Below are 25,529 nucleotides of genomic sequence, written 5' to 3' on the forward strand. Positions count from 1 at the left end.
GGTGGGAGTCGGCGTCGGTTCCGCCGGCTCTTGGAGCACGACGTCGTTCAGCTGCACCGACCCGGTCGGCGACGTCAGTCCCCCGAACCCGAGCGAGATGGTCGCGACCTGGGTCAGGTCAACGCCTGCGAAGTCGGCGAGCGGGATCCGTACGCCGTTCAGGATCTGCTTGCGGGCGGTCGAGCCCGGAGGGGTCTCGAGCGCCGCGGAGTAGGTCGACGAGTCGGCCTCTGCCTCGGCACCCGTGGCGTCGGTGAGCGTCACGACGACGTCGCCCTCCAACGGCAGCTCCTGGAGCTGGTCGTAGTTGGGCGAGAGCCGCAGGTTGAAGGTGCCGAAGTCGCTGATGTCGGCATTGACGCCCTGCAGGGCGAAGCTCAGCTCAGCCGTCGGGCTGGTCCACTCGGCCGTGAGCTGGGGCCCGTCGCTGCGGTTCGGCGAGGTCGGGCAGCCGGTCGTGGTGATGACGACGCCACCGGCCGGGTTGCAGGCGGACAGCGTGAGGCCGGTGGCGGTGATCGGGTCACCGGCCGGCGTGGTCGTGGGCACGGTGGGCGCCTCGAAGGTGCCGGACGGCTGGAGCAGGACCTGGCGTTCCGGAGCGGCGTACGACGTCTGGATGACGTTGCGGCAGGTCACCGTCGTCGGGATGTCGATCCCCCCGTTGGGGCAGACGGCAGGCGGCAGGCTCTCGCCGCGCACGATCGGGGCGAACTGGGTCTCGTCGCCCACCCAGTAGCGCAGGAAGCCACCGATGATGGTGAGACCGACCTGTCGTTGCTCGGCGGGCTGCAGCCGGGTGGGTCCGGCCGCCACGTTGCAGTTCGGGTCGCCGAGGCCGAAGAGGTTGGCGTCGTCGGCGGTCCAGATCGTGTTGAAGTAGTTGTGGTTGGCGCCGTTGACCAGGTACTGCACGGCGGTGAAGCCGCTGGCGCTGAGGCCGTCCTTGCTGCGCTCGAAGACCGGAGCACCCTGCAGGTTGAAGACGTCCCCGTCGCAGTAGGGCAACGCGGTGGCCCAGTTGGTCGCCTGAATCGTGGGGAACCGACCCCCCTGGCCGTCGACCGGAGCCAGCGAGAAGACCGCTTCAAGGTCGTAGCGCGGACCGAAGTCCGGCACGGGCTGCGGTCGGCCAGGGCTCTCCGGGTCCATCCGGGTCGCGGCCTCGGCAGCCGTGGCCGGACGGGTGAGGTTGTACTCGGCGAACATGTTGACCCCCTCGCCGCCGCGCGAGTGCCCCATCACGCCGACGCCGAGATCTAGCCCGACCCGGCCCTGCAACGCGTCACCGATGCCCTCCGGGCCGGTCTCGGTGTCCCACGTGCCGATCAGGTCGAGGGTCTTGCTGATGATCTGTGCCCGGCCGAGGTAGCCCGACTCGGCAGAGTTGTTGGACCAGTCGGTGATGTCGTTGATGTCGAGCGAGGCGACGATGTAGCCCTGCGTCGCCAGCTGCTGGGCGAGGTAGTCGTAGCCTCGGTAGGAGGCCGACTCCTGGATCTGCAGCAGCTCGTCGAGGAGGTCGTCGTCGGTCGAGCAGGTGCCTTCCGAGTACGACGCGAGGAAGGCCGGACTGATCAGCAGCTGGTCATCCAGGACGCTCCCGGACTCGCAGGTCGCGTGGTTGCCGTGCTGGAAGATCAGCACCGGGAACGGGCCGTCGCCGGTCTCCGGGTAGTAGACGACGCCGGCCTGCCGCATCGCCAGGATGGTGCTGCTGTCGGGTGTCGCCGCCCCGAGTCCGACGTCCACCTTGTCCGGCAGGTCGTACTCCGCCCGCTGGAAGCCCAACGGTCCGGTGGCAGCCGGGTCCTCGGTCGTCTCCGACGGGCCGACCGCCTCGGCGGTGCGAGCGACGACGACGCCCAGCCCGATGACGAGGAGTGCGGCGAGCAGCGCGGCAAGGAGGTGCCGCTCGGCTGGACGGCGTACGGACAGGGATACAGGCATGGCGACACGGACCTCGCGATCGGGGGCCGCCGAGAGTCGGGCCCGGGGACGGCGACCGGTCGGTCGGCGTCATCCGCTCAACGAGGCGCCCCGGGTCCCGTCACGCCGCCACGAGGCCTTCGACGCAGTGTTCACGTGACCGCAACGCTCGGGCACCGGCTGTTACCTGGACGTCACTACATGACGGTCGGCGCTCGACCTCCGGCTGCACCCGTGCGCTGCCGCCCGAGCGGGTCGTGTGCCTCAGCACCACCCCGGGACCGTTCTCAGGCACACGACTCGTCCGACCGACCTCGACACCGACCTCGACACCGACCTCGGCACCGACCTCGGCACCGACCTCGGCACCGTCGAAGTCAACCAGCCCAAGCCATGGGCCTGACCGCCCTCGGGACGCGCGAGCTCAACGGCGACGGGCCGTCGCCAGCAGGTCCTCGACCGTGGCCAGCTTGACCCGCGGGCGGCCCGACGCCTCACCACGGGTGCGCTCGGCCCGGTCGATGCTCTCCACCTCGCGGCGACCCAGCGCCTCGGGTCGTCGGGTCCGGACGAGCCGTCGGAAGCCACGAGCCGACCCGCGACCCGCGGTGATCCGGCGTGCGTTGGCGTCCTCGACCAGGGCTCCGACGGTCTCGGCGGCGTCGGCCCGATTGGAGCCGATGCCGCCGCGGGGTCCGCGCTTGATCCATCCCACGACGTACGTCGAGTCCAGCGGCTCGCCGCTGACGGGGTCCAGCACCCGGCCCGCGGTGTGCGGCACCGTGTGGGTCGCCTCGTCGAAGGGGAGCCCGGCGACCGGCTCGCTGCGGTAGCCCACCGAGCGCAGGACCAGTCCGCTCGGCACCGTCGCGGCGCCACCGTCGAGGACCACGCCGGCCACGTGGCCGGCACCGTCGTCCTCGAGCAGGTCGACCACCGAGTCGAAGCGGAGCACCAGCCGACGCCGGGTCGGCTCCGCGGGAGCAGACCAGTCGACCGGGAGGACGGGCACGCCCTGGAGCGCGGCGGCCTTGCTGCCCGGCGCGGCGCCGGCGATGACGGCGGACACCTCGGGCCCTCCGTCGACGACCACCTCGACGTCGGCGCGGGCGAGCAGGGGCCGGAGCTCGGAGAGGGAGTACGCCGCCTCGTCCGGTCCGCGGCGAGCGACGAGCACGACCTCCGACACGTCGCTGCTGCGCAGCGCGGTGAGGGCGTGGTCGGCGATGTCGGTGCCGGCGAGCCCACCGGGACCGTCGGTGTCGCTGAGCAGGATCCGGGCCGCGTCGAGGGCGACGTTGCCGTTGCCCACGATGACGGCCCGCCCGCGCGCAGCCGGGCCGAGCTCGACGGAGTCGGCAGCGATCTCGGGCTGGGCGTTGTACCAGCCGACGAAGGTGCGCGCCGACATCGACCCGACGAGGTCCTCGCCCGGTACGTCGAGGCGGCGGTCGGCGACCGCACCGACGGCGTACACGACGGCGTCGTGCTGGTCCAGGAGCTCGGCATGGGTGACGTGGGTGCCGACCTCGACGTTGAGGACCAGCTCCAGACGCGGGTTGCGCAGGACCGTCGCGAACCGGGACGCGATCGCCTTGGTGCTCTGGTGGTCGGGGGCGACACCGAAGCGGATCAGGCCGCCCGGCACCGGCAGCCGGTCGATCATGGTGACCTCGGCACCGGTGGTGAGCAGCGCGGAGGCGGTGTAGGAGGCAGCGGGGCCGGTGCCGACGATGGCGACCCTCAGGTCAGCGGCGTGCTGGGCCAGGGTGGCCGGAAAGACGGGCTCGTCCCACTCGTCGTGAGGTACGTCGTCGGCGAAGTGCTCGCGGTTGAGGTCGACGTAGGCCTCCTCGGACGTCCCGCGGAGCAGGTCGACCGGAAAGATCGCGTCGACCGGGCACGCGTCGGCGCAGGCACCGCACCCGATGCAGGAGCGCGGATCTATGTAGAGCATGTCGGTGAGGCCGAAGTCCGGCTCGTCCGGCGTGGGATGGATGCAGTTGACCGGGCACACGGCCACGCAGGATGCGTCGCTGCAGCACGACTGCGTGATGGCGAAGCTGGTCACCTCAGATCATGCTGACGCGCTGGTAGAGCTTCATCGCGGGGCGGCTGAGCAGACCCAGCTCGTCGAGGAACTCCATAAGGTGGGCGCAGCTCGAGCGCATGAGGGTGTGGTGGTGCTCGTTGGCCTTGGCCGTCGCGACGGCGCGCTTCGGGTCGAGGCCGGCGGCTGCGTAGACCGACTCGTTGACCATGTTGGAGACGATCACGTTGGCGGCGATCGCAATGGTGAGCGCGGAGTTGTGGCGACGCAGGCGACCAGCGCCGGCGATCCGCTCGCGCATCTCCTGGCGCGCGAACTTCATGTGTCGCGACTCCTCGACCACGTGGATCCTGCTCGTGGTCCGCACGATCGGGAGCACGTCGGCGCCGCGCATCCAGTCGCGCTGCATGACGTCGAGGACCTCCTCGGCGACCAGGATCCCGCCGTAGGCGATCTCGGCGCTGGCCAGCGCCTTGAAGCCGCGGCCGAGCTCGATGCTGGAGCGGCGAGGGAAGTAGGCCGGGATCTCCATCTTCGCGCAGGCGCGGGCGAACATGATCGAGTGCCGGCACTCGTCTGCGACCTCGGTGAGGGCGAACTGGAAGTCGGGATCGGCGTAGTTGCCGCAGTACTGGTCGCGGATCACCATCTGCTGCAGGATCATCTCGAACCAGATGCCCGTGCTCATGATCGAGGCGACCTCGTGGCGGGTCAGCGTCACCCGCTGCTGATGGGTCATCTCGTCCCACAGGTCGGTGCCGTAGAGCGTGCTCCACTCGGGGTTGAGGCCGAAGTGGTCGGGGTCCAGCGGCGCGTCCCAGTCGACCTCGGTGGCCGGGTCGTAGGACAGCACCGCGGCCGAGTCGAGGAGCAGCTGCGAGCCGGAGCTCGGCTCCTCCACGGCGATCGGCCGATCGGCAGGCCGACGCGTGGACGAGGCTGCGGGCGGGCGAGTGGGGTAGGCGGTCGTGCTCACGGGGACCTCCACGGCGACATTTAGTGGTACACGGTGTAGCGAATACCTAGACGGTACAACGCGTACCCCCTTTTCCGACAGGGTCCGCGGGTGTGAGTGCCGTAACGTTGTCGGCGTGTCGATCCCGTCCCCGGACCCCCACGAACCGGGGCCGGAGGTGCGTGCCAGGACCGGCGTCGACGGCCGTTCGACCCGCTGGTCGGGCCAGCAGGAGCGGCGCCGGGCCGAGTTCGTCGAGGCTGCCCTGATCGCCATCGACCGGCACGGTCCCGATGTCTCGACCGAGCAGATCGCCTCCGTGGCGGGAGTCGCCCGCACCCGGCTCTACCGCCACTTCGCCGGCGCCGGCGAGCTCAACCAGCAGGTCGCGTCGCGCGCCGAGCAGATGGTCCTCGAGGCCCTCGCGCCCGCCTGGGACCCCACGGCAAGCCCGGACACGATCATCCGCACCGCGGTCTCCACGCACCTCGGCTGGCTGACCCGGCACCACTCCCTCTACCGCTACCTGGTGCGTCACTCGGTGACCACGGCCAGTGGAGAGAGCGCCGTCAACGACGTGAAGCGGCTGATCGCCGACCACCTGGTCAGCCTGCTCGAGGAGTACGTCGTCCTGCTCGGCCTCGACGCGCGGGTCGTGCGGCCACTCTCCTACGGTCTGGTCGGCTTCGTCGACGCGGCCGCCGAGCGTTGGGTCGCCGAACCGCACGATCTCGCGCTCGAGGACATGGTCGATCTGCTGTCGTCCTGGATCTGGTCCGTGATCGACGGCGTCCTGCAGGGAGAGGGCATCAGCGCCGACCCGGCTACTCCGTTGCTGCCGGCCTCGGGCTGACGGGCGCGCCGGGGCCCTGGGGCTCGTCACGACCGAGCTCCTCGTCGGCCGCGATCCGGAGGTCGAGCCCGGCCAGGGTGTGGCTCAGCCCGCGCGACTGCGGGGTGACGAGTGCGACCGCCACGGTCAGCCCGAGGAAGAGCGGCACCCCGACCAGAGCCCACCAGCCACCGAGCAGCAGCAGCGCGACCGGCGGCGTGATCCCGGTGAGGAGCTTGACCAGCCGGGACACCGGCTCCCACCGGTTGAGCCCGGAGCGACGCGGCACGGCGCGCACCGAGATCGTCCACTCCCCGACCGTGCGCCCCAGCAGCAGCACCGCGGCGACCTGGACGCCGTACGGCACCGCGACCTGCAGGGTCGTCTGGACCTCAAGGTCCAGGCTCAGCGGCCCGTAGACGGCAGCGGCCCGGTAGGCCAGCGCGACGAAGCCGCCGAAGAGCACCATGAACCAGAGGTCGCTGGCCATGCCGACCAGCCGGCGTCCGCGGGTGATCCGGGTCGGCATCACCGCGTCGCCCGTGCGGCGCCGCACGACGATCACCGAGAGCAGTGACCCGGCCACGGCACCGGTCGTGTTGACGAGCAGGTCGTCGACGTCGAAGAGCCGGTAGGGGCAGTCGTAGAGGGTCCAGACGCCGGTCAGCTGCGTGGTCTCGATGAGCAGCGAGACCGCCAGCCCCACCAGCCCGGCGACCACGAACCCCCGCTTGAGGATGACGCGGAGGAAGAAGCCCAGCGGCACGAAGAGCAGGAGGTTCAGCGCGAGCTGGAGGAAGACCGGGTCGCGCAGCAGCGCCGTCACCCCGCCGCCGGGATCACCCGCCCAGAGGCCGTCGATCGAGCCGAGCGGCTCGAGGTTGCTGGTCTTGCAGAGATACCGGCCCGACTCCGGCATCGGCAGCAGCGTGTAGGTCCACAGGGCGAGCCCGTAGACCGCCGCCGACAGCAGGGTCGCCAGGTCACCGGGACCGAGGGTGCCGTTGAGGCGGTACTGCACTGCTGCGGTGGGGACGAACAGCAGCATCGCCAACGCGCTGCCGAGCGCGATCGCGATCAGCGCGTTGGTCGCCTGGTCGGACACGAGAGAACGGTAGAGCCAACCGGCACGTGGGCATCGGCGGCCCCGCGGTCAGCGGGGTCAGCGGTAGGTGACGAGGTCCCCGCTCAGGTGGGGGTGCTCGTTGAAGGTGAGCATCCGCGCTCCGGTGGAGCCCACGACCAGGCGCGTGTACGCCGCGTTCACCGCGACCGTGTTGAACCGCGCCCACAGCCGGGCCATCGCAGCCTGGTCGTCGACGCACGTCGGGTCGACGAGGGAGGCGGCCACGACCGCGATCGGACCGCCCGACGTCACGGCCAGGACGGTCTCGCCCTTGCCGCAGACCTTGGTCGCCCGCTCGAGCGACGCCCGCACCCGCAGGACGAAGTCGGCGTACGACTCCAGCGCGCCGGCCTGCTCGCCCGAGGTCCAGCGAGCGGTGACCTCCTCGAAGATCTGCTGGAAGCGTCGCCTGTCCACCGCCGTGTGATCGGCACCGTCGGCTAGGTCGGGGTGCCCCGAGACGAGCCCGACGTGGTCGAACTCGTCCCACCCGGGGTCAGCCGCGGCGATGAAGTCGGTCCACCCCGCCGTCTCGAGCATCGCCTCGGCCGTCTCACGGTGACGCCGCATGCTGCCGTGGATCACGGCGGTGGGCGTGACCCCCGCCTGGACCAGCCACCGACCCAGGGCGCGCCCCTGCTCCCTGCCGGTCTCGGAGAGGACGTCGTAGTCCGCGGCTCCGAACGAGGCCTGGCCGTGCCGGACGAGGATGAGTTGACCCATGGCGCCCACCCTAGGCACTCGCCGTGCCGGCAGCCGCAACACCGGGCGTCGGGTGGGTGGTCCACGGCAACCAGCCCGGCACACGGCCGTAATACGTGGTCCTTAACGTCCGGATCGACCCCGTCAATGTCGGGCGCCGATCGTGGCGGCGCCGGAACGAACCCTGCAAGGAGCCCTTGTGAGGCACCCCTCAGCGCGCCGTCGGCGCGCTCTGTTCCTACTCCCTCTGGTGGCGGCCGTGGCACTGCCGACCTCCCTCGCCAGCACCAGCGCCTCAGCGGCGACGCCACTGGCCCAGGTCGCGCCCATCGTCGACAGGATCTCCCTCGACGACCTGCCCGACCCGCTCGACCGTGGCAGCTACACCGCCGCGACCATCCAGGAGACCAAGCTCGGGCTGGCCGCCCTCCAGGAGCCGAACTCCTCGGGCGCGGCGCCGAACCCCGGCAGCTCACAGGAAGCCGTGAACTTCCAGATCCGCGGAGCCCTGTACTACCCCGAGAACCGCGCCGAGCCGTCCCCGTTGATCCTGCTGGTCCACGGCAACCACGGCTCCTGCGACGCGGGCACCGACAGCGCCAACGCGACGTGCGCCGAGTTCAAGCGCAACGAGGCCGGCTACGCCTACCTCGGGGAGAACCTCGCGACCTGGGGCTACACCACGTTCTCCCTCTCCCAGGACCAGCTGATGATGCGTCAGGATGGCAGCAAGGGGAAGGGCATGCACCAGCGGCGCAAGCTCATCGCCGCAGCGCTGGACGCTCTCAGCGCCGCCAACGCCCCCGGCGGCCTGGCGGTCGACGACGACACCACCATCGGGACCACGCTCGAGGGCAAGCTCGACATGACCCGGATCGGGATGATGGGCCACTCCCGCGGCGGCGACGCCGTGACGAGCTTCATCGACTACAACCGGATCCGCACCGACGGGCCGCGCTACCCCCTGCGTGGCGTCATCTCCCTCGCACCGGTCGACTACGAGCGCAAGGCGCCGTACGGCACGCCGTACATGTCGATCCTTCCCTGGTGTGACGGTGACGTCTCCAACCTGCAGGGTGCGCGCTTCTTCGAGCGCAGCCAGTACATCAACGGCGACGACCCGTTCCCGCGGGTCCTCTCGTCGCAGCAGGGCGCGATCCACAACTGGTACAACACCGTCTGGTTCGCCGACGGCCAGGACGGCACGACGACGCCCGACGCAGCCTGCGGCAACTCCCAGCCGAGCAACGGCAACAACGTGCAGCCCAACAACCTGCGCCTCAGCGGTGCCGCCAGCTATGACCCGTCGTCGTACGTGATCGACAACTCGGACACCTTCAACCCCGAGGTCAACACCAAGATCTCCGGCGACGCGGACCGGATGGGCGACCAGGAGAAGATCGGCCTCGCCACGATGTCGGCCTTCTTCCGTCGCTACGTCGGCGGCGAGGGCGCCTTCGAGCCCTACCTGACCGGTGAGCTCTCCGACACCGACGCGCACCTGCAGATCCCCGAGTCGGCCTGTCCCACGAGTGAGTCCGGCCTCCGGATCGCCTGCAAGGAGCGGGTGACCACCAGCTACTTCGCACCGCCCGCCGAGCGGATCGACGTGATCCGGCCCGAGATCGAGAACCCGCTGACCCTCAATGCCCTCGGCGGCGCCCTGTCCGGCAGCGGCTTCGCCTACCCGTACCTCGACAACGGCGGCGTAGACCTGCCGAAGAAGACGCCGGGTGGCTACGACTGGTGCAACCCGGAGCCCGACGACTTCGCGCCGTCCCAGCTCGGCAAGGGCAACCAGCCGACCGGCGCCAAGGCCTGCCCGCTGCCGGGCAAGGCCGAGCTCGGTGGCCAGAACGGCATCCGTGAGAACGCGCCGGTCAACCACTCCTACGGACGCCAGCTCGCGCTGGCCTGGGAGGAGGGCCAGGAGGCCGAGCTGACCGCCGACATCCCCGCCGCCTCCGGTGACGTCAGTGGCCTCAAGGCCCTGGCCATGGGCGCCGACGTCAACTTCTTCGACCTGCGCAACCCCGGTGCCGACGAGGACCGCCTCGACGAGGACGGCAACCAGCTCCCCGTCGCCTACGACCCGGAGGCGACGACGCAGGACTTCGTCATCGCGCTGGTCGACGCCGCCGGCAACGAGGGCACCGTCAACGCCGGTGACGAGCGGTGGGGCAACGCGCTGCACATGTCGACCGGCACGGTCACCAACCGCACCCACATCGTGCTCGACCAGATCCGGGTGCCGCTGAGCGAGTTCGCAGACCAGGGAGTCGACCTCACGTCGGTCGACCAGGTCGAGCTGCGCTTCGGCACGGACGGCACTCCCGAGTCCGGCTCCATCCAGGTCGCCGACGTGCGCTTCCAGGAGAGCGCCGCCGCCGAGCCGCTGGTCCTCTCCGACGGCGTCGCGGTGGACCAGGGCGCCGGGTTCGGACCGCCGGCCACCGGCCCCGACCCGGCCGACTTCCTGGCCGGCTACGACAACACGCCCGGCGAGGTCGCCCTGATCGACCAGGTCGGCAACTCCTACAACGCGACCGTGTGGACCGTCGACGACGACGGCGCGCAGTGCCCCAACGCCCAGTTCACCTCGATCCAGACCGCCGTCGACTTCGCGTCGCCGTGGGACACGATCGTGGTCTGCGACGGGGTCTACGAGGAGAAGTCGACACCGGTGTTCGGCAACGGCAACCCGGTCGCGACTGGCGCGCTGAACGGCCTGACGATCTCCAAGCCGCTCAAGATCAAGGGCGCCGGCGCCGACAAGGTGACGATCATGCCCGACCAGTCGCTCGACACCCTGGCGGGGCTAGAGCCCTACCTGCGCGACGGCGGCGGCAACGTCATCACCGTCTCGCGCCAGTCCCTCGGCTCGACCGACACCAACGAGATGTTCGTCGACCTCTCCGGGGTCACCGTGACCTCCGGGAGCGTGTACGCCGAGGCCGGCGTCGCGTTCTTCGGGGCCGCGGGTCGCATCTCGTCCAGCGTGGTCGGCCCGATGACCGTGGCCGCCTCGGCCGACGAGCTCGCCGCCCAGCCACACGGCTGGGGCATCGTGAAGACCGGGCTGATCCTCGGCGAGGGGCCGGGCACCGTCGAGTCCGAGGTCACCGTGACCGACAGTCTCGTCACGGGCTACCAGTCCGGCGGCATCCTGTTCGACGGCGCCCGGGGCCCCGACGGCGACCCCGACAACGTCGTCCGGACCGGGATCATCGACAACGGCTACGTCACCGACACGGTCGTCCAGGGCAAGCCGAACCGGCTGTACCCGCAGACCGGTGTGGCCTACACGAGCGGCGCGACCGGCTTCGTGCAGGGCAGTCGGATCACCGGCAACTACTTCCGGCCCGACCCCTCCCAGTCCTTCGGGCTCCTGCTCACCGACGCCGGCACCGAGACCTCGGGAGCGCTGACGGCAACGGGCAACATCATCACCGGCAACGGGTTCGCTGCCTTCAACGCCAACGCGGACGGCTCGGCGGTGCGTGAGGCTGCGCCGTTCGAGCTGCGGGGCAGCTTCCTCGGGCAGGGCAACCCGGTCCCGGGCGGTCCGTCCGACCCGAGCACGGGCGTCGAGGCGATCTCCGGCCCGGACACCACCGGGGCCGCCACGGTGACCACGCCGCAGCGCTCCTCGACCGTGCTCAGCGGCATCCCGACCTCGGCCGGACCCACCGTGGACGGCTCGCCGAGCGCCGCGCTCGTCGACCCGCTCGACGGCATCACCGTGATGGCCGGGGAGACGGTGTTCCCGCTGGTACGGGCCTCCGACGACTTTGCGGTCGAGTCGGCCACGCTCCTGGTCGACGGTGCGCCGGTGGAGACCGGCACCGTGTCGCCGTACGCCTTCAGCTGGACGCCGGGCACGGAGTACGCCGGCGAGGACGTCTCGCTCACCGCGGTGGTGACCGACTCGTCCGGCCAGACGACCACGTCGGCGCCGCTGACGATCTCGGTCGACGAGGACGTCATCCCGGCCGCCCTGGCGATCACCGAGGTGGATCGCAACAAGGTGAAGGGCACGGCCACCCTCACCGTCGCGGTCAACACCTCGGGGTCCGTGCTGCTCAAGGGCAAGAAGGTCCGCAACGTCACCGCCGAGGCGGCCGGAGCCCAGTTCCTGACCCTGCCCGTCAAGGCGAAGAAGCGGGGCGTGAAGGTGCTGAACAGGAAGGGCAAGCTGGCCGTGACGGTCAAGGTGCTCCTCAAGGCCGACACCGGTGAGGTCGTGCGGGTCAAGCGCGACCTGGTCCTCAAGAAGAAGAGCAAGAAGCGGTAGTCCGGCACTGACGAACGACCTGGGTGGGGCCTCCGCCGACACCGGCGGAGGCCCCTTCTGGCGCCCCCGGACGACTCTGGGGGTGAGCCTCGGAGGAATTCCCGTGCACGTCCTGGAAAACGATCTACTCTTCGCAGGCAACCAGGAGCCCGCCCAGCGCGTCATACCGGTTGTCTCGGAGGCCGGACTCGCCTGCCCCCACGTCTGGGAGGAACACCCCCTATGTCTTCTCGTCCTGCTCGGCGACGCTTGTCGGTCGCCGCGCTCACCTGCGCCGGGCTCACCCTGAGCGCCGGCGCACTGGCTGCCGGCACGCCGGGAGCAGTCGCAGCACCCACCGCTCCCAGCGCCGACCCGGTCGCCGACTGCGCCGAGCCGTTCCCGGTCGCCGAGGTCGCCAAGGGCGACCTGGTCGACGGCCTGACCGTCGTGTCCGGCACCACTCCGGAGGCCTTCACCGGGGAGGTCCTCGGCGTGCTCGAGGACGGCATCGCGCCCGACATCGACATGATCATGATCGACCTCGACATGGACGCCTTCGACCAGACCGGTGGCGTGTGGCAGGGCATGTCCGGCTCGCCGGTCTACGCCGCCGACGGCCGGCTGATCGGTGCCGTCGCCTACGGGCTCTCCTGGGGCGCCTCGCCCATCGCCGGCATCACGCCGTTCGAGCTGATGGACGACTACCTCACCGAGACGCCCGCTCCGGTGACGCGGCTCGACGCATCCCAGGCCCGTGTCGTGGCCAAGCGCGCCGGCATCACCCAGCAGCAGGCCGCTCAGGGCTTCCGCGAGCTCCCGATGCCCCTCGGCGTCGCCGGACTCTCCGCGCGCCGTCTGGCCCAGGCCCAGGACAAGGGCCCGGACTATCTGCAGAAGAACACCTACGTCATGGGTCGCGCCGACAGAGGCGCCGACGCTCCGGGCGCGGAGACCATCATCGCCGGTGGCAACCTGGCCGCCTCGGCGTCGTACGGCGACATCACCTTCGCCGGCGTCGGCACCGCCACCTCGGTCTGCAACGGCGAGGTCGTCGGCTTCGGCCACCCCTTGTTCCTGGAGGGCACCACCACCGAGGGCCTGCACTCCGCCGACGCCCTCTACGTCCAGCCCGACTCGCTCGGCTCGCCGTTCAAGGTCGCCAACATCGGACCCGTCCTCGGGACGATCACCGACGACCGCCTGACCGGCATCAGCGGTCCCTTCGGTCCGGCTCCGGAGGCCTCGACGGTGACGAGCACGGTGACCCAGGGCGACAAGTCCCGGACCGGGTCGACCGACGTCACCGTCGGCGCAGCACTTCCCGACGTGACCTTCTACCAGCTGCTCACCAACAGCGACCTCGTTCTCGGCGGCTCGGCCGAGGGCACGTCGCTGCAGGGGTGGACGGTCACCGGCGACGACAACGGCACCCCGTTCGAGCTGAGCTTCACCGACCGGTACACCGGTGGCGACCTGATCTACGACCCGATCTTCCAGCTGGCCGACCTGACCTACGCACTCGCCTACATCGACGGTGTCACGGTCGACGACATCACCGCCGACAACACGGTGACCGACGAGGACGACACCTTCCGCCTCGGCATCGTCCAGCAGAAGGTCGGCTCGCAGTGGACCCGGGTCTCGGGCTCGACCCCCGTGCGCGTGAAGCCCGGCGGGACGGTGCGTCTGCGCCTGCTGCTGTCCGGCTCGGCGGGCAAGGCCACCATCCCGGTGCCTGCCATCAAGATCCCGAAGAAGGCCTCGGGCCGGGCACAGCTGTCGGTCCAGGGCGGCAACAACTTCTACTCCTACTTCTACGGACGCTCGGTCCGGGCACTGCAGAAGCGGATCGACAAGGCCGTGCGTCACGACGAGATCGTGGTCACCCTCGGCACCCGCGGCGGCCGTCGTGGGGGCGGGCACTACTCCGAGGATGTCTTCTTCCGCGGCGGCAAGCCGAAGGAGCCCCAGGAGTCGAAGCCGTTCTCGCGCAGCACCACGCTCGGCCCCGTCGACCACGTCGTCGAGGGCTACAAGAGCATCGCGGTGAAGATCAAGAAGTAGCACCAGCAGCGCCCGACCGGGTGCTGGACCCTCGCAAGCAAGCCCGGCCCGTCGGCGGTGGACGCCGGCGGGCCGGGCTGCTTGAGTTGAGCGATGACGGACCGGGTCGACGCCGACTACCTCGTGGTCGGGGCCGGCGCGAGCGGGATGGCCTTCGCCGACGCGATCGTCGAGCACTCCGCGTCGCGGGTGGCGCTGGTCGACCGCCGTCACGGAGTCGGCGGCCACTGGCTCGAGGACTACCCGTTCGTCCGGCTGCACCAGGCCTCCACCTTCTACGGTGTCGCCTCGACGGTCCTGGGTGGGGGCCGCCAGACCAGCGGCCCCGAGGCCGGACTGCACGAGCGCGCCGGACAGGCGACGATCTGTTCCTACTACGCCGACGTCCTCGAGCACCGCCTCCTGGACTCCGGCCGGGTGGAGTTCTTCGCCGGGTGCGACTACGTCGGCGACCGGACGTTCGTCTCCCGGGTCTCGGGCCGGCACTTCGAGGTCCCACCGTCCTGCCGCGTCGTCGACGCCCACTACCTCTCCCCCGAGATCCCCGCCGAGTCGGCACCCCGCTTCGAGGTCCACGGTGCCCGGGTGATCGCGGTCAACGACCTCTCCCGCCTCACCGAGCCCCCCGGTGCGTACGTCGTGGTCGGGTCCGGCAAGACCGCCACGGACGCCTGCGTCTGGTTGCTGCGCCACGGAGTCGACCCCGACGCGATCTGCTGGGTGCGTCCGCGTGACCCGTGGATGCTCAACCGCGCCGTGGTCCAGCCCGACCCCGAGATCTATCTCGGGATGGTCGCCGAGATGATGCGTCTGGCCGGCTCCGCCACGTCCCTGGACGCGCTGTTCCTCGGCCTGGAGGAGGCCGGCATCATGCTGCGCCTCGACCGATCGGTCACCCCGACGATGGCCAAGGCCCCGACCCTCGGCGCGTGGGAGCTCGAGGCGCTGCGCAGCATCGAGCACGTCGTCAGGCTCGGCCACATCCGTTCAGCCGGGCAGGGTCGGCTCGACCTGACGCAGGGCTCGGTCGCGATCGCCGACGACGCGATCGTCGTCAACTGTGCGGCCGACGGGCTCAAACGACCTCCGCTGGTCCCCATCTGGCAGCCCGGGGCGATCACCCTCCAGCCCGTGCGCGCCGGCTTCCCGTGCTTCGGCGCCGCGCTGACGGGGTACGTCGAGGCGACGCGGGCGAGCGCCGCCGACGAGGTCAAGAACCGGATCTGCGCGCCGTCGTCGTTCGGCAACTCGCTGACCGACTGGGCACGGATGAACGTCCTCGGGACACGCAACGTGGGGTCGTTCTCGGCGGAGCCGGACGTCAAGGAGTGGTCGGACCGGGTCGCCCTCAACGTCGCCCGGATCCCTCCCGGTCACCCGGGATCAGCGGCGTTGGACCGGGCCGTGGGCGACCTCCAGCGCTACGCCGGCCCTGGAGTGCAGCGTCTCGAGGAGCTGGCGCGCGACGCCGGCTGAGCCGGACCGCCTCACTCCGCGAGCAGGGAGCGGCAGCGCGTCTCGAGGTAGCCGACCGCCGGGCCGAAGACGGCGTACGCCTCGTTGGTCGTCTGCTTGTTGGCGTAGCGGTACCAGATCTGCTGGGCGATGACGGCGAGCCGGAAGAGCCCGAAGACCTCGTAGAAGCGCCACCGCTCGGGACTCATCTCCAGACCCGCTCGGGCGCAGTAGTGGTCGACGACCTGCTGACGGGTCCACATCCCCGGCGTCGTCGTCGGCTGGCGTCGGAACATCTGGAAGATGTCGTCGTCCCCGGCCTCGACCCAGTAGGCGAGCGCTCCGCCGAGGTCCATCAGTGGATCTCCGACGGTGGCCATCTCCCAGTCCAGGACGCCGATGATCCTGCTCGGATCGGCGGGATCGAGCACCAGGTTGTCGAGGCGGAAGTCGTTGTGGATCATCCGCTGTCCCACGTCGGCCGGTTGGTGCGCGTCGAGCCAGTCGGTGATGTCGCTCCAGTCACCCGTGTCGTCGGTGCGTGCATCCGCGAAGCGGCGCGTCCACCCGCCCACCTGACGCGCCACGTACCCCTCACCCTTGCCGAGGGCCGCCAGGGCCGGGATGGAGGTGACGTCGACGGCGTGCAGGTCCACCAGGACGTCGATGGCGCTGGCGCACAGGGTCGAGGCCGTCTCGGGTGCGATGTCGAAGCCGAAGCTCTTGCGCGGGATGAGCCCGTCGAGCTTCTCCATGACGTAGAACTCCGACCCGATCACGGACTCGTCGGCGCAGTGCCCGACCATCTCCGGCACCAGGGCGAAGTCTGCCGCCAGCGCCTGCTGGACGACGTACTCCCGGCCCATGTCGTGGGCTCCCTTGGCCTTGGCGCCGACCGGGGGGCGTCGCAGGATCAGGTCCGGACCCTGTGCCAGCGTCAGCAGGTAGGTCAGGTTGGACGCCCCGCCGGCGAACTGTCGTACGCCGGTGACGGGGCCGCGACCGAGCCAGGCGGCGACCGCCTCGACGTCGAAGGAGTCCTCGTCGCGGACGGGCTTGGCGGGGTTGCCGGCATCACCGGTCTTGTCGTCGGCCACCCGGCGAGGGTAGCCGCGGACCTGGCCTGCGTCGGGTCAGGCCCAGGCGACGGCGGTGTCGGTCTCGAGTCGCGGCAGCCGGTCGAACCACGGGTTGTCGCCCGGGTGGCCGATGTTGACGACCAGGTGGGTCTTCCACGTGGTGCCGGCGAAGAACTCGGCGTCGATGCCCGGTCCGTCGTAGCCCGCCATCGGACCGGCGGCGAGGCCGTGGGCGCGGACCGCGAGGAGGAACACCCCGGTCTGGATCGCGGCGCTGTACTTCGAGATGCCCTCGAGAGCCTCGCCGGGCATGCCCGAGAAGTTGTCCCGCATCATCTCTCCACGGTCGGGGAAGACGGTCGGGAAGTGCTCGTGGAAGGCGGCGTCGTAGGCGAGCACCGCGACGGCAGGAGCCTGACGGGTCTTGGCCTGGTTGCCCTCGGCCATCAGCGGGACCAGGCGGTCACGACCCTCGCCGGGGCGGACGTAGAGCACGCGCAGGGGCTGGCTGTTGGCCATCGAGGGGGACCAGCGGGCGAGGTCCCAGATGCCGGCCAGCTCCTCGTCCGTGACGGGTGCGTCCGAGAAGGAGTTGGCGGTGCGCGCCTCGGTGAACAGCAGGGCGCGGCCGTCGTCGTGCAGGCGGTCGAGGGTGGTGGGAGCAGTGGTGGTCATCGTGGTCCTCCGAAGTTGGGATCTGCTTGCTTCTCTGATGTTACTCCGATTTTAGAAGTTAATGCCAGAACGAGAGTGGAGTAGGATCTGTCACATGACCTCGAGCGCACCGGCCTCCCCGGCCGCCCCGGGCTCGCCTTCCCCCGACCACGAGCCGCGGATGTGCGACGCCGCGCTCGAGCGTGCCTTCAGCTTCCTCGGCAAGCGCTGGAACGGCGTCCTGCTCGGCACCCTGATCCAGGGGCCCGCGAGCTTCGGTGACCTCAAGCGCGGCCTGGGGATCAGCGACTCGATGCTGTCCGACCGTCTCGCCGAGCTCGGCCGGGCCGGTCTCGTCGACCGCAGCGTCGAGCCGGGGCCGCCGGTCGCGGTGTCCTACACGCTCACCGACAGCGGTCGGGCGATCCTGCCCGCGCTGCAGGCCCTCACCTCCTGGGCCAGCGAGAACCTCACCGCCGAGCGTTGCCGCGCAGAGCGCTGACAGCACACCGCCCCCGGGGCAGCGTGTCCCGTCAGCCCGTCAACCCGTCAGCGGCTGGCGCCGTACTTGCCCAGCTCCAGGCGCGCGATCACGCCGCGGTGCACCTCGTCGGGGCCGTCCGCCAGGCGCAGGGCCCGGGCGTTGGTCCAGGCTCCGGCCAGCGGGTGGTCGTCGGAGAGCCCCCCGCCGCCGTGCAGCTGCATCGCCATGTCGACGACCTGCTGGGCCATGGTGGGCGCCGCGACCTTGATCTGGGCCACCTCGCAGAGGGCGTTGAGCGGCCCGCCGACGTCGAGCTTCCACGCGGCGTTGAGGACGAGCAGACGGGTCGAGTCGATCGCGATGCGTGCCTCGGCGATCCGCTCGCGGTTGCCGCCCAGGTTGGCTAGCGGCTTGCCGAAGGCGGTGCGCTCGAGGCCGCGCTCGCAGGCCAGCCTGAGCGCCATCTCGGCGAGGCCGATGAGGCGCATGCAGTGGTGCACCCGACCCGGACCGAGCCGGCCCTGGGCGATGGCGAACGCCTCCCCCGGACCGCCGATCGCGTTGCTCAGGGGCACCCGCACGTCGGTGAAGGAGACCTCGCCGTGGCCGAACGGCTCGTCGTAGTACCCCATCGTGTTGAGCATCCGCTCGACCTTGACGCCCGGGGCATCGGCCGGCACGAGCACCATCGAGTGACGGCGGTGCCGGTCGGCGTCGGGGTCGGTGAGCCCCATGAAGACGAAGACCTTGCAGTCCGGGTGACCGACTCCGGTCGACCACCACTTGCTGCCGTTGATGACCATCTCGTCGCCGTCGACGACGGCGGTCGCGGCCATGTTGGTCGCGTCGGAGGAGGCCACGTCCGGCTCGGTCATCGCGAAGGCGCTGCGGATCCGACCCTCGAGGAGGGGCTCGAGCCACTCGGCGCGCTGCGCCTCGGTGCCGTAGCGCAGCAGCACCTCCATGTTGCCGGTGTCGGGCGCGTTGCAGTTGAGCACGATCGGCGCCAGGGCCGAGCCGCCCGTGAGCTCGGCGATGGGGGCGTAGTCGACGTTGGTCAGGCCCTCACCACCGTCGGTGCCGAAGCGCGCGGCGTACTCGCCGGCGTGCTCGGCGGGCAGGAAGAGGTTCCACAGGCCGAGCGAGCGGGCCTTGGCCTTGAGCTCCTCGATGATCGGCAGCGGCTGCCACGGGTCGCCCGTCCGGCGCAGCTCGGCGAGGTCGCGGTGGTAGGCGTGCTCGACGGGAGCGACCTCGTCGGCGATGAACGCGGCCACGCGCCCGGTCAGGTCGGCGGCGCGAGGAGAAGGTGAGAAGTCCACTCCCCGACCATAGGACCCCGTGTGAGAATCGGCCCCGTGCCCCGTGCCCTGTCTTCCTTGGTCGTCGCGGCTGCCGCGGCCCTCGCGCTCGCCGGCTGCTCGGGCGGCGCCGACCCCGCGCCCGAGCCGACCTCGTCGGCCTCGGTCGTGGCGGAGACGGCACGGCCGGTCAGCACCGCCGACCTGGCCGCGCTCTTCACCGGCAACAGCACCGAGGAGCTCGATCGACGCCAGGGCCGTTGCTTCGCACGCGCCCTGCAGCGCCGCCTGGACTTCTTCGAGCTCGAGGCCGGAGGCATCGTCGACAGCCAGGGCGATGTCGTCGAGGTGCTCCCGGTCTTCGACGAGGCGACCGCCGAGACGTGGGTCGACGCCCAGCTGACCTGCGTCGACTACGTCGAGGCGTCCACGCGCGCCCTGCTGACCCAGACCCGTGGCGGCCTGGACGCCGAGGCGTACGCCGCGTGCCTGCGCGACGCCGTCACCGGTGACGAGGTCCGGACCGCCCTCGTGCAGACGCTCTCGGGTGGCTTCGACTCCCCCGAGGTCGCCGCTCTCGCCGACGCCCAGGCCTCCTGCGCCGGGTAGGTGGGGCGGGCGAGCCGACGGCTCGGCTCAGGCGACCGCGACGGTCGTGACGACGCGGGCTCGCTCTGCCGGGTCGTCCCAGAGACGACGGACCCGGATCAGCCGGATGCCGGACCAGGACAGCATCGCGACGGCGATCAGCAGCGAGAGCGACCAGTCGTCGGCCTGCGAGAGCGCGGAGAAGAAGAGCCCGGTGACAGTGGTGGAGAGCGCGAGCCGGGCCGAGTAGGCGACCATCATCGACGGCGGCGCCGGGGTGGCGCGCGAGGAGCGGAGGTCGACGGCGTACGGCCGCTTGAACGACCAGCGCATCGACGCGCCGACGACCTGCACCGTGACCACCAGCAGGGTCGAGATCAGCGCGGTCACCTCGGGCAGCGACGGCACGCCGGCCCGGATCGCGGCGACGGCGACCGTCAGCAGCGAGGCGACCAGGAGGAACTCCGCCAGCACCAGCGCCCGCGCGTCGAAGACCGTGCGCGGGAGGACCGGGAGGCTCTCGCGCCACAGGGTGCCACGCGAGTCCAGGCACCATGCGTTGACGCCGTACAGCAGCGCGCCGCCGGAGGCGACCAGGCCGGGCAGGATCGTCATCGAGCTCCACTGCAGGTTGCCGAGGACCGCCACGACGCCGGGTCCGATCGCGAGCACGGCGACGCCGCGGCGCATCGGCACGGCGCGCCAGACCGAGCCGCGGTCGGTGCGCACCATCGCGGCCAGGTCGGAGCGCGGCGAGGGGCGGGAGGCGTACTGACCGCTCTCCACGCGCAGCTCGTCGCGGGGCACCCGGTGAGCCGCGATGTGGGCGGGTACGGCGCCGAGGACGGCCAGCACGAGCGCCCCGGCGAGCACGACGCCGACGCTCGCGAGCCAGCGGCCACCGTCGTCGGCGATCATGCCGAGCACGAACCAGCGGGTCGGCAGGGAGTCGAAGACGGAGATCATCTGGTCGGTGAGCTGCAGGCCCAGCGCGACGCCGAAGACCACGACGTTGAGCATGCGGACGCCGACGATGCCGTGCGGCACGCGCCGTACCCCCTCGAGCGTCCACGCCAGCACCTGCGCGAAGGCGGTGCCGGCGACCAGCCACAGCAGGACCACGACCTGCGCCTGGTAGACGTAGGAGCTCCCCACCGCGAAGGCGGTGGCGCCCATCAGGGCCCACGCCTGGATCAGCCAGGCGATGTTGAGCGGGGCGAGGAGCAGAGCCCCGAGGTGGTCGGTCGTCGGACTGATGGGGTGGATCGACATGGGGTCGCGCGGGATCAGCTCCCGACCGCCGCCGGAAGCCGCTGCCGAGACGATCGCCAGCACCACGAAGCCCGCCAGGGCGGTGGGCAGGACGACGAGGACGTCGAAGGCCTCGGCGGGGCCACCGGCGCCCTCGACGTACGCCGGCACGATCGCGATCGCCGCGGTCACACCCAGCAGCAGCAGGCCGCCGAGCACACTGAGACCGCGATGACGCACGGTGCCGGCGCGGAAGCGAAGCACGTAGCCGACGTCGGCCACCGCGCGGACGGCGTTGCTGACGGGATGCCGCCGCTGACGACGCTCGGGGACCAGCTCAGTCGAGGAGACCGCGGTAGGCACGAGCACCCTCCTCGCCCAGCATCTCCGTCGAGGCCATCGTCGCGACCCGGGAGCCACCCCGCAGGACGCTGACGGTCGTGCAGGCCTCGACCGCGAGCTCGCGCAGGTGCGTGGAGACCAGCACGCACGCGCCACGTGCCCGGGCGTCGCTGACGACCTCGAGCGTCGCCTCGACGCCGATCGGGTCGACGCCGTCGAACGGCTCGTCGAGCAGGAGTACGTCGGGCTCGTGCAGCGCCGCGAGGACGACGCTCAACCGGCGGCCCATCCCGTGCGAGAACCCGGCCGTGACCCGGTGGGCCACGTCACCGAGCTCGAAGCGCTCGAGCAGGTCGCGGGCGCGGTCCTCCCAGTCGCGCAGGCGTCGCAGCCGCGCGGTGAGCTGGAGGTGCTCCCACGGGGTCGCCCGCGGCACCAGCCCTCCGACGTCGGGGCAGTAGCCGACGGCGCGCTTGGCCATCAGCGGCTCGTGGCGCACGTCGTGGCCGGCGACGACCACGGTGCCGGCCGTCGCGGGGACGACGCCGGCGAGCACCCGCATCGTGGTCGACTTGCCGGCGCCGTTGCGACCGAGCAGCGCGGAGGACTGACCGGCGTAGGCGACCAGGTCGACCCCGGCCACGGCCTCGACCTCGCCGAAGCGGACGTGCAGGCCGCGGACGTCGACGATCGGCGGCCTGTCGTTCATGGGTCCATCCTCACCGCCCTGACCCGATCGGGCCATGCTCGCGTCCGAAAACCACCCGGCTGGGCCACGGGCATGACCGAAAGTACGACGGGTGGCACTACTCGTTCTGCGGGAACCCCAGGTTGATGCCGCCGTGGCTCGGGTCCGGCCAGCGGCTGGTGATCGCCTTCTCCCGGGTGAAGAAGTCGACGCCGTGGGTGCCGTAGGCCTTGGCGTCGCCGAAGAGCGAGGCCTTCCAGCCGCCGAAGGAGTGGTAGGCCACCGGCACCGGGATCGGCACGTTGATCCCGACCATGCCGACCTCGACCTCGCGCTGGAAGCGCCGTGCGGCGCCCCCGTCGTTGGTGAAGATGGCGGTGCCGTTGCCGTACGGGCTGCCGTTGATCAGCGCCAGCCCCTCGTCGTACGACGCCACACGCACGACCGACAGGACGGGCCCGAAGATCTCGTCGGTGTAGACGGTCGAGGTGGTCGGCACCTTGTCGACCAGCGTGGGGCCGAGCCAGAACCCGTCGGCGGCGCCGTCGGCGACCACGTCGCGACCGTCGACGACGAGGTCGGCGCCGTCGGTGGTGGCCACGTCGAGGTAGCCGGCGACCTTGTCGCGGTGCTCGCGGGTGATCAGCGGGCCCATGTCGGCCGAGCCACGGCCGTCGCCGGTGACGAGCTTGTCCATCCGCATCCGAACCCGGGAGACGACCTCGTCGGCGATGGAGTCGATCGCCAGCACGACCGAGACGGCCATGCAGCGCTCGCCGGCGGAGCCGAAGCCGGCGTTGACGGCGGCGTCGGCGACCAGGTCGAGGTCGGCGTCGGGCAGGACCAGCATGTGGTTCTTGGCGCCACCGAGGGCCTGGACCCGCTTGCCGTGGGACGTGCCCGTCTCGTAGACGTAGCGCGCGATCAGGGTCGAGCCGACGAACGAGATCGAAGCCACGTCGGGATGCACGAGCAACGCGTCGACGGCCTCCTTGTCACCGTGCACGACGTTGAAGACACCGTCGGGCAACCCGGCCTCGGTCAGCAGCTCGGCCATCCAGTTGGCGACGCTCGGGTCCTTCTCGCTCGGCTTGAGGACGACGGTGTTGCCGGTCGCGATCGCGATCGGGAAGAACCACATCGGCACCATGGCCGGGAAGTTGAACGGGCTGATGATGCCGACGACACCGAGCGCCTGCTTGAGGGAGTAGACGTCCACGTCGGTCGAGACGTTCTCGGAGTAGGAGCCCTTGGACAGGTGCGGCATCCCGCAGGCGAACTCGACGACCTCGAGCCCCCGCGCCACCTCGCCGGCGGCGTCGGAGAGGACCTTGCCGTGCTCCGAGGTCAGGATCGCTGCGAGCTCTCCCTTGCGGGCGTTGACCAGCTCGCGGAAGGCGAACATCACCTGTTGCCGCTTGGCCGTCGACGAGCTCCCCCAGCCCCGGGGACCGGCGAAGGCCGCCTTCGCCACCGCCACCGCCGCGTCGACGTCGTCGGCCGAGGCCAGCCGCACGCTCTTGGTCTGCTCGCCGAGGGCCGGGTCGTAGACGGGGCCCGTGCGGGTGGAGGTGCCCTGGCTGGCGGCGCCACCGACGTAGTGGTCGAGCACGGGCAGGTCGGTCGTGGTGGTCATCGGATCTCCTCGTCGAGAATCGTGAGTACGTCGTCGTAGATGGACAGTGCCTGCGCCGCCTCGTCGTCGGTGACGACACAGGGGGGTACGGCGTGGATGCGGTTGTCGGCGGCGAAGGGAAGCAGGCCGCGCGCGAGCATCTCCTTCTTGGCGCGCCCGATCAGCGCGGCCGGGACCGGTTCGCGGGTGGCCTCGTCGGCGACCAGCTCGATCGCCCAGAAGACGCCGGTGCCGCGGACCTCGCCGACGACCGGGTGCTCCTCGGCCAGTGCCTGCAGCCCCGGGCCGAGCACGTCGGCGCCGATCCGCTTGGCGTTGGCCACGATGCCCTCGCTCTCCATCGCGTCCAGCGCACCGACGATCGAGGCGGCCGCCAGCGGGTGGCCGGAATAGGTGAGGCCTCCGGGGAAGACGGCCTCGTCGAAGTCGGCAGCGATCTCGTCGGAGATCACCACGCCACCGACGGGGACGTAGCCGGAGTTGACGCCCTTGGCGAAGGTGATCAGGTCGGGTCGCACCCCGCCCTGGTCGGCGTCGAAGGCGTCGAAGGCGAACCACTCCCCTGTCCTGCCGAAGCCGGCCATCACCTCGTCCAGGATCAGTACGATCCCGTGGGCGTCGCAGAGCCGTCGTACGCCGGCGAGGTAGCCGGGCGGGGGCATCAGCACCCCCGCGGTCCCGGGGATGGTCTCGAGCAGGACGGCCGCGATGCTGGCCGGCCCCTCACACTCGATCACCCGGCGCAGGTGCGTGAGCGCCCGCTCGCACTCCTCCTCCGCCGTGGTCGCCCAGAATTCCGAGCGGTAGAGGTAGGGGCCGAAGACGTGCACGTGGCCGCGGGCGTACTCGTTGGGCACGCGACGCCAGTCGCCGGTCGCGACGACCGCCGAGCCGGTGTTGCCGTGATAGCTGCGGTAGGTCGAGACGACCTTGTCGCGCCCGGTGTGCAGCCGCGCCATCCGCACGGCGTTCTCGTTGGCGTCCGCGCCCCCGTTGGTGAAGAAGACCTTGTTCATGCCCGCGGGCGCACGGTCGGTGATCCGACGGGCCGCCTCTCCGCGGGCCAGGTTGGCCGTCGGTGGGGAGATCGTGGTCAGCAGCGCCGCCTGCTCGGTGATCGCGGCGACGACGGCAGGGTGCTGGTGGCCGATGTTGACGTTGACCAGCTGGCTGGAGAAGTCGAGGTAGCGGTTGCCGGCGTGGTCCCACACGTGGCAGCCGAGCCCGCCGGCGACGACCATCGGGTCGAGGGCGCCCTGCGCCGACCACGAGTGGAAGACGTGGGCGCGGTCGAGGTCGTGCGCCCGCGCATCGAGCGCGGCGTGGTCGTGCTGGGCCGTCGTCATCGTCGGTCTCCTCCTGGTGTCGTCGTGTGCTGTGCAGTCCGGTGCCGAGTCGGCGCCCCCCCCACGGAGATGGTGCTAGTTGCCGCCCTCGACCAGCTCGACGTCGGCCGGCGTGTAGTCGGCACCGGTGGTGTCGACGTCGTCACCGAGCTCGTCGATCGCCTGCTCGACGTAGGTGTTGTCGTACGCCGTGGCCGGCGGCTCCTCGGTGATGAGGTTCTGGCCCTGCTCGTTGACCGCGGCGAGCGCACCGGCGACCGTCTGGTCCCAGGCGGCCTCGTCGATCACGCCGATGCCGTTCTCGGACGGCCAGATCAGCTTGTTGGTCTCGTTGGCCATCCACAGCTCGTGGCTGGGGCCCCAGCTCGACCCGGCTGCGACGGTGATCTCGGCCGCCGCGTCGACGTTGTCGCGGGCGAAGGCCCAGCCCTTGATGACCGCCTTGAGGAAGGCGACCGTCGTGTCGGCGTAGGCGTCGTCGGACGCGAGACGCTCGGTGTCTGCCCAGATGGCGTCCTGGAGCATTCCGCCGGCGGTGTCGGCGTACGAGATCACGTTGAGGTCCTCGGGCTGGTAGAGCTCCCCGGTGTCGGGGTCGGTGGTCTCGAGGACCTGGGCGTACTCGTTGTAGGTCATCGCCTGCGCGGCGTCGATGTCGCCCTGGAGGAACGCGTTCATGTTGAAGTCCTGGGTGACGATGTCGACCGTCGAGGCGTCGAGGTCCTCGGCGGCCATCGCCGCGAAGATCTCCCACTCGTTGCCGAAGCCCCA

At 70.9% G+C, this 25,529-nt stretch carries 20 protein-coding genes; 7 read left to right on the forward strand and 13 right to left on the reverse strand.

Annotation, left to right across the window (positions count from 1 at the left end; genetic code table 11):
- Window positions 1-1,950, reverse strand: a 1,950-nt coding sequence (locus tag Q1K33_RS15660) for a hypothetical protein (protein ID WP_300405606.1), incomplete at its 3' end; no start/stop codon positions are given.
- 238 nt (window positions 1,951-2,188) lie between these two features.
- Between Q1K33_RS15660 and Q1K33_RS15665 the strand changes: the two genes are divergently transcribed.
- A complete protein-coding gene (locus tag Q1K33_RS15665) occupies window positions 2,189-2,332 on the forward strand; it encodes a hypothetical protein (RefSeq protein ID WP_300405608.1) in 144 nt (47 codons plus the stop codon).
- Window positions 2,333-2,353: 21 nt separating this feature from the next.
- On the opposite strand, the gene Q1K33_RS15670 is transcribed toward Q1K33_RS15665, so the two are convergent.
- Together Q1K33_RS15670 and Q1K33_RS15675 are read right to left on the reverse strand one after the other, a co-directional pair.
- Window positions 2,354-4,000, reverse strand: a complete 1,647-nt coding sequence (locus Q1K33_RS15670; protein ID WP_300405610.1) for a 4Fe-4S binding protein — start codon at window positions 3,998-4,000, stop codon at window positions 2,354-2,356.
- A gap of 1 nt (window position 4,001) precedes the next feature.
- A complete protein-coding gene (locus Q1K33_RS15675) occupies window positions 4,002-4,955 on the reverse strand; it encodes a diiron oxygenase (protein WP_300405612.1) in 954 nt (317 codons plus the stop codon).
- A gap of 115 nt (window positions 4,956-5,070) precedes the next feature.
- Between Q1K33_RS15675 and Q1K33_RS15680 the strand changes: the two genes are divergently transcribed.
- On the forward strand, window positions 5,071-5,787 hold the full coding sequence (locus Q1K33_RS15680) for a TetR/AcrR family transcriptional regulator (RefSeq protein WP_300405614.1): 717 nt from the start codon (window positions 5,071-5,073) through the stop codon (window positions 5,785-5,787).
- On the opposite strand, the gene Q1K33_RS15685 is transcribed toward Q1K33_RS15680, so the two are convergent.
- On the reverse strand, window positions 5,759-6,871 hold the full coding sequence (locus tag Q1K33_RS15685; protein ID WP_300405616.1) for a VanZ family protein: 1,113 nt from the start codon (window positions 6,869-6,871) through the stop codon (window positions 5,759-5,761). The genes Q1K33_RS15680 and Q1K33_RS15685 overlap by 29 nt on opposite strands.
- Window positions 6,872-6,928: 57 nt before the next feature.
- Window positions 6,929-7,615 (reverse strand): histidine phosphatase family protein, encoded by a 687-nt coding sequence (locus tag Q1K33_RS15690; protein WP_300405618.1) that lies wholly within the window; start codon window positions 7,613-7,615, stop codon window positions 6,929-6,931.
- Between the two features lie 238 nt (window positions 7,616-7,853).
- On the opposite strand from Q1K33_RS15690, the gene Q1K33_RS15695 reads away from it, so the two are divergent.
- The 3 genes from Q1K33_RS15695 (at window position 7,854) to Q1K33_RS15705 (ending at window position 15,410) form a co-directional block, all read left to right on the forward strand.
- On the forward strand, window positions 7,854-11,888 hold the full coding sequence (locus Q1K33_RS15695; RefSeq protein WP_300405620.1) for an Ig-like domain-containing protein: 4,035 nt from the start codon (window positions 7,854-7,856) through the stop codon (window positions 11,886-11,888).
- A 222-nt stretch (window positions 11,889-12,110) separates the two neighbouring features.
- Window positions 12,111-13,934, forward strand: a complete 1,824-nt coding sequence (locus tag Q1K33_RS15700; RefSeq protein ID WP_300405622.1) for a SpoIVB peptidase S55 domain-containing protein — start codon at window positions 12,111-12,113, stop codon at window positions 13,932-13,934.
- Between the two features lie 93 nt (window positions 13,935-14,027).
- Window positions 14,028-15,410: an NAD(P)-binding protein gene (locus tag Q1K33_RS15705; protein ID WP_300405623.1), complete on the forward strand. Its 1,383-nt coding sequence runs from the start codon at window positions 14,028-14,030 to the stop codon at window positions 15,408-15,410.
- Window positions 15,411-15,421: 11 nt separating this feature from the next.
- Here the strand turns inward: Q1K33_RS15705 and Q1K33_RS15710 are convergent, their stop codons facing one another.
- Together Q1K33_RS15710 and Q1K33_RS15715 are read right to left on the reverse strand one after the other, a co-directional pair.
- On the reverse strand, window positions 15,422-16,486 hold the full coding sequence (locus tag Q1K33_RS15710) for a phosphotransferase family protein (RefSeq protein ID WP_300405625.1): 1,065 nt from the start codon (window positions 16,484-16,486) through the stop codon (window positions 15,422-15,424).
- A gap of 36 nt (window positions 16,487-16,522) precedes the next feature.
- Window positions 16,523-17,143 (reverse strand): malonic semialdehyde reductase, encoded by a 621-nt coding sequence (locus Q1K33_RS15715; protein ID WP_300405627.1) that lies wholly within the window; start codon window positions 17,141-17,143, stop codon window positions 16,523-16,525.
- 94 nt (window positions 17,144-17,237) lie between these two features.
- Between Q1K33_RS15715 and Q1K33_RS15720 the strand changes: the two genes are divergently transcribed.
- Window positions 17,238-17,624, forward strand: coding sequence for a helix-turn-helix domain-containing protein (locus Q1K33_RS15720; RefSeq protein WP_300405629.1), 387 nt, complete (start codon window positions 17,238-17,240; stop codon window positions 17,622-17,624).
- Between the two features lie 47 nt (window positions 17,625-17,671).
- Here Q1K33_RS15720 and Q1K33_RS15725 read toward each other — a convergent pair whose 3' ends face one another.
- Window positions 17,672-18,928, reverse strand: coding sequence for an acyl-CoA dehydrogenase family protein (locus tag Q1K33_RS15725; RefSeq protein ID WP_300405631.1), 1,257 nt, complete (start codon window positions 18,926-18,928; stop codon window positions 17,672-17,674).
- Between the two features lie 36 nt (window positions 18,929-18,964).
- Here Q1K33_RS15725 and Q1K33_RS15730 point away from each other — a divergent pair, with 36 nt between their 5' ends.
- Entirely contained in the window at window positions 18,965-19,516 is a 552-nt protein-coding gene (locus Q1K33_RS15730; protein WP_300405633.1) for a hypothetical protein, read from the forward strand.
- Between the two features lie 27 nt (window positions 19,517-19,543).
- Here Q1K33_RS15730 and Q1K33_RS15735 read toward each other — a convergent pair whose 3' ends face one another.
- The 5 genes from Q1K33_RS15735 to Q1K33_RS15755 all read right to left on the reverse strand — a co-directional run.
- Window positions 19,544-21,109 carry a hypothetical protein gene (locus Q1K33_RS15735; RefSeq protein ID WP_300405635.1) on the reverse strand — a complete coding sequence of 522 codons (1,566 nt, stop codon included), beginning with the start codon at window positions 21,107-21,109 and terminating at the stop codon, window positions 19,544-19,546.
- On the reverse strand, window positions 21,084-21,797 hold the full coding sequence (locus tag Q1K33_RS15740) for an ABC transporter ATP-binding protein (protein WP_300405637.1): 714 nt from the start codon (window positions 21,795-21,797) through the stop codon (window positions 21,084-21,086). Before Q1K33_RS15740 ends, Q1K33_RS15735 begins: the two co-directional genes overlap by 26 nt.
- 97 nt (window positions 21,798-21,894) lie before the next feature.
- On the reverse strand, window positions 21,895-23,412 hold the full coding sequence (locus Q1K33_RS15745; RefSeq protein ID WP_300405639.1) for a CoA-acylating methylmalonate-semialdehyde dehydrogenase: 1,518 nt from the start codon (window positions 23,410-23,412) through the stop codon (window positions 21,895-21,897).
- On the reverse strand, window positions 23,409-24,758 hold the full coding sequence (locus Q1K33_RS15750) for an aspartate aminotransferase family protein (RefSeq protein ID WP_300405641.1): 1,350 nt from the start codon (window positions 24,756-24,758) through the stop codon (window positions 23,409-23,411). Before Q1K33_RS15750 ends, Q1K33_RS15745 begins: the two co-directional genes overlap by 4 nt.
- Before the next feature lie 75 nt (window positions 24,759-24,833).
- Window positions 24,834-25,529 (reverse strand): ABC transporter substrate-binding protein (locus Q1K33_RS15755; protein WP_300405643.1); only part of this gene is annotated, 696 nt, incomplete at its 5' end.

It is taken from the genome of Nocardioides sp. (assembly GCF_029937575.1).
Taxonomy (GTDB): Bacteria; Actinomycetota; Actinomycetes; order Propionibacteriales; family Nocardioidaceae; genus Nocardioides.

Excerpts from the sequence above, each read along its gene's own strand:
- Q1K33_RS15690 (WP_300405618.1), bottom strand. The coding sequence starts at position 7,615 with ATGGGTCAACTCATCCTCGTCCGGCACGGCCAGGCCTCGTTCGGAGCC.
- Q1K33_RS15700 (WP_300405622.1), top strand. The coding sequence starts at position 12,111 with ATGTCTTCTCGTCCTGCTCGGCGACGCTTGTCGGTCGCCGCGCTCACC.
- Q1K33_RS15705 (WP_300405623.1), top strand. The coding sequence starts at position 14,028 with ATGACGGACCGGGTCGACGCCGACTACCTCGTGGTCGGGGCCGGCGCG.
- Q1K33_RS15715 (WP_300405627.1), bottom strand. The coding sequence starts at position 17,143 with ATGACCACCACTGCTCCCACCACCCTCGACCGCCTGCACGACGACGGC.
- Q1K33_RS15720 (WP_300405629.1), top strand. The coding sequence starts at position 17,238 with ATGACCTCGAGCGCACCGGCCTCCCCGGCCGCCCCGGGCTCGCCTTCC.
- Q1K33_RS15740 (WP_300405637.1), bottom strand. The coding sequence starts at position 21,797 with ATGAACGACAGGCCGCCGATCGTCGACGTCCGCGGCCTGCACGTCCGC.
- Q1K33_RS15745 (WP_300405639.1), bottom strand. The coding sequence starts at position 23,412 with ATGACCACCACGACCGACCTGCCCGTGCTCGACCACTACGTCGGTGGC.
- Q1K33_RS15750 (WP_300405641.1), bottom strand. The coding sequence starts at position 24,758 with ATGACGACGGCCCAGCACGACCACGCCGCGCTCGATGCGCGGGCGCAC.